This window comes from Psychrobacter sp., from assembly GCF_035469765.1.
Classification (GTDB): domain Bacteria; phylum Pseudomonadota; class Gammaproteobacteria; order Pseudomonadales; family Moraxellaceae; genus Psychrobacter.
The window spans coordinates 1-3,828 of the sequence record NZ_DATIRM010000182.1; the positions used below are offsets into that span (position 1 = coordinate 1).

At 41.2% G+C, this 3,828-nt stretch carries 4 protein-coding genes and 1 pseudogene; 1 reads left to right on the forward strand and 4 read right to left on the reverse strand.

What is annotated here, in order from left to right; genetic code table 11:
- A partial coding sequence (locus VLN09_RS05220; RefSeq protein ID WP_325244353.1) for a transposase occupies positions 1-259 on the forward strand: 259 nt, incomplete at its 5' end.
- Between the two features lie 3 nt (positions 260-262).
- Here the strand turns inward: VLN09_RS05220 and VLN09_RS05225 are convergent.
- From VLN09_RS05225 to VLN09_RS05240, 4 genes and pseudogenes are all read right to left on the reverse strand, one after another.
- Positions 263-1,102: pseudogene (locus tag VLN09_RS05225) on the reverse strand (esterase-like activity of phytase family protein); the annotation flags it as partial.
- A gap of 149 nt (positions 1,103-1,251) precedes the next feature.
- Positions 1,252-2,112: an SPFH domain-containing protein gene (locus VLN09_RS05230; protein ID WP_325244355.1), complete on the reverse strand. Its 861-nt coding sequence runs from the start codon at positions 2,110-2,112 to the stop codon at positions 1,252-1,254.
- Between the two features lie 15 nt (positions 2,113-2,127).
- Positions 2,128-2,625 (reverse strand): NfeD family protein, encoded by a 498-nt coding sequence (locus VLN09_RS05235; protein WP_325244357.1) that lies wholly within the window; start codon positions 2,623-2,625, stop codon positions 2,128-2,130.
- Between the two features lie 254 nt (positions 2,626-2,879).
- Positions 2,880-3,416, reverse strand: a complete 537-nt coding sequence (locus VLN09_RS05240; RefSeq protein WP_325244359.1) for a porin family protein — start codon at positions 3,414-3,416, stop codon at positions 2,880-2,882.
- Positions 3,417-3,828: the final 412 nt, after the last annotated feature.

A 3,828-nucleotide genomic window follows, 5' to 3' on the forward strand; every position in this document is an offset into this window, starting at 1 on the left:
CATACTAATACCAAAGCTTAAAAGAAAATGCGTGATTGTGATGGATAACGCTGCCTTTCATAAAAATAGGCGTATTCAAAAACTACTCAACAGACATGGCCATCGTATTCTATGGCTACCACCCTACAGCCCTGATCTAAATCCTATCGAGAAGAAGTGGGCTCAAGTGAAGTTCCTACGACAAGGCTGGATGGAAAATGACTTATCCAAATTGTTTTATGATATACATCCAAAACATAACTCTTTTGTAGTGCAGTGACTATATTTGCCCTGAGATTAAATGAATAGTAATAATGCGTACCAAACTAGACAGACGCCCTGACTTATCAAGATTGTCCATAGAGGATTCCATGATACCCACAAGCGTGCTTTGGTCTGGCGTAATGGTTAATGCTTCCATACCGCGATTGGCTCGGCGTTTGGTAAACTCTGCCGGTAATAAAAGCCGTTTACCGTTAATGAGTATGTTATTACGCTCATCAGTGGCAAACGCATTGATACGGGCTATCTCCACTCCATTCGCATCATAATGGACAAGATGTGGACCATATTCATCACTGACCCAAAAACTCCCATCTTTGAGTGCTACCAGCCCTTCAGGGTCTAAACCATCGATATCAGTTTTAATAGGATTGCTCACCGCATCAAACGGTAAGTTTGGATTGACCGTCATCGGTTGACCATCAATATCGTAAGGCGCCTCGTTAGTGCCGCCAAAAGCTTTTGGATTGGGTAACCCAGAAATAGGATTGCCATTACTATCTTTAAGCACAATCTCTTTTATCTTGATAATTTTACCATCAGCCTGCAACTCAAACAGCCCGATATACGGTGTGTAATCTGGCACTAAAAACTGCTTACCTTTACCAGCAATGCCGTCAAAATCTGCATTGGGACCGCGATCGGTGAGTACATAGAATTGGTTGGCATTGGTTGGATGCGCCGCCGCATCTGAACCGTAGCCACCTCCACGAATCTCTAATTTTTGCTCAGGATAAGCGGCATTGATGTGCGTCGTATCGAGCACACTATAAGGCAATGGGCTGCCTTGCGGGAAATCCTCTATTGCAATTATTTTAGTATTTAGCTTTTGCTCAGTCATTGTTATTCTCTTTGTGTCAGTATTTTTATTATTCAAAATCTATTAAGAATTGAGAAGTAAATTAAAGTCAAAAAAATAGCCAGCGTGTTATATACTCACTGGCTATTTTTACAAGTTATAGCGATAGCATTCGGTTAAATGATAGTGCTTTAAACCTTAAGCTTATCACCGACCATCCCTTTTATTGTACTTAGAATGTCAGCTGGTAATACCACCATTTTTGAGTTATCAGACTCAGCGAGCTGACGAATCGCTTTAATATACTGCTCGCCCAATAAGTAGACAATCGGCATCTCTTCCGTACCCATCGCAGCCGTGATCAGACGAATAGATTCTTCTGAGCCTTTTGCTAGCACCACCTGCGCTTCAGCATCGCGGCGTGAGGCTTCTAAACGACCGTCTGCTTCTAAGATAGCGGCTTGCTTTTGACCATCAGCACGGGTCACTGTTGCACGGCGTAGACGCTCTGCTGCCGCTTGCTCTTCCATTGATGCTTGCATGGTTTGCGACGGGTTAATATCTTGAATCTCCACCGTCTTTAGGGTGATACCCCAATCAGCAATATCTTCTGAGATGGCATGTTTAAGCTTCGTTTTGATTTCATCACGGCTAGATAATGCACTATCGAGATCCATCTCACCGATGATTGAACGTAGTGAGGTCTGAACAAGATTACGGATACCATACTCATAATCTTCAATACCATAGACCGCTTTATCAGGGCGCACAATACTAATATAAGCAACGGCGTTCGCAATAATCACCACGTTATCGCGGGTGATCACTTCTTGTGAAGGAATATCAAGCACGATATCTTTGGTTGTCACTTTATAAGCGACATGATCAACAAAAGGAATAATAAGATTTAATCCAGGTTCTAGAGTTTGGCTATATTTACCTAAGCGCTGTACGACCCATTTATAACCTTGCGGGACGATTCGCACCCCTTTGAACACAGTAAACACTACCAGTGCAATCAACACTATCATCACTATACTAAAGCTTTCCATAATTCATCCTTATTATTATATGGGTGTACTTTTATGAGTCGCTGCCTGCGATTTCATACTGCTCACAATCAGCTCATTACCAACGATATCTGTCACTACCACTCGATCACCGACTGCCACTTGCTCTCCTCGAGTACGGCACATCCATTCAGCAGCACCAACAATAGGCACACTAAAACGTACCATACCTGCTCTATCTGGCTGCGGTTGCACAATAATCATACCGGTTTCACCGACGATCACACTACCTCCGAGTCCTGCTTCGGTACGATCTACAGATAAAGGTTTGATAAATTTAAACCATGCCAGCAAGAATATAGCGGAGAGTACTAACCAGATAATGATTTGCACGGAGACAGAAATAGGCAGTAGCCATGAAAGCGCTGCAACTATGATAGCAGCTGCGCCAAACCAAAGGCTGGCAAAGGTTGGAACAAACATCTCGACAATCAATAGCAAAAAGCCCAATATCAACCAATGCCAAGGTTCTATCATCCAAAGTGTCTCTATCATTGCGCTATCCCCTATCCTTGTAATCCTAACTTTCAATGTAGCACATTTACTCATATAAGGACGTTTTAAAAGCGCTATAAAAACAATGTCTTAATCCTATTAACTTTAGTAGTATTAAAGCGCAGCCATATTTTCCTTAAAACAAAGACTAGTTACGTTGTGCTTAAAAAAAAGCAAAAAAAACGACCACCGAAGTGATCGTTTTTTATTTTAACTAAAGCTATTACTAACCAATGAACTCAGAGTTCAAATAATTAGAATTTTAGCTGTGCACCAACCGTCATTAGATCAGCATCGCTACCTAGCATGTCGTATTCAGCTTCAACGCTGAGGTTAGGGTTTACTGAGTAGCCAAGACCAACACCACCAGCGATGTTAGTATCTTTATCTGTGCCGTTATATAAACCTAGAGTAGTATTAGAAGCTTCTACTTCAGTTCTCGCAACACCTAGCTTACCTTTAGCATATAGACCAGTATTTGGGAATGCGTAACGATAAGTACCATAAGCGCCGTAAGTTTTTGCGTTGATGTCGCCGCCTCTGTAATCAGCGTCATCCGAGCCTACAAATTCTGCTTCCATACCGAAGTTAGGGTCAAAGTTATAACCAGCATATACACCGTATGCAGTTGGCTCATCAGCGCCATCAACGTCTAGGTCAAACTGACCGACTTTAGCACCAACGTATGGTTGACCAGTATAGCCGTTGCCATAAGAAACGGCAGCTTGTGCACCCATGCTTAATAAAGAACCGGCTGCTAATGCAAGTAGAGTTTTCTGTAGAGTTTTCATATCTATCTCCTTAAAATCACTGTGGACAAACAAGTTATTTATTTATGTAGACTTTTTAGCCATATCGCCTTGTTTGCTAACGATGTATACATAGTAACAAACCATGTCAGAAACTCTGTCAGTGTTTAACGGTAAGAAAGTTAAGTTTTGCAAGTATTTATCAGCATTAAAGTTACAAAGGCGGTTATATGAAATCTTTTGTTACAACCACCCAGTTTGTGTAATAATTCCTACTTATTCCAAAACTCATTTATAGAATAGTTAAATTTTATTAGTGAAAACGGCTCTTAAACAAGAAAACAAAAGGATAAAAATGACTGCTTTTATCATTAATCGTCTACAAGAGTCGCTCGATGCGCTAGTAGCAGCAAAGCAATATCGTCAAATACCTCATCTGCAACATGATGGGCAA

What these genes read in the sequence shown, in the direction of transcription:
- VLN09_RS05230 (WP_325244355.1), bottom strand. Translation starts at nt 2,112, where the DNA reads ATGGAAAGCTTTAGTATAGTGATGATAGTGTTGATTGCACTGGTAGTG.
- VLN09_RS05235 (WP_325244357.1), bottom strand. Translation starts at nt 2,625, where the DNA reads ATGATAGAGACACTTTGGATGATAGAACCTTGGCATTGGTTGATATTG.
- VLN09_RS05240 (WP_325244359.1), bottom strand. Translation starts at nt 3,416, where the DNA reads ATGAAAACTCTACAGAAAACTCTACTTGCATTAGCAGCCGGTTCTTTA.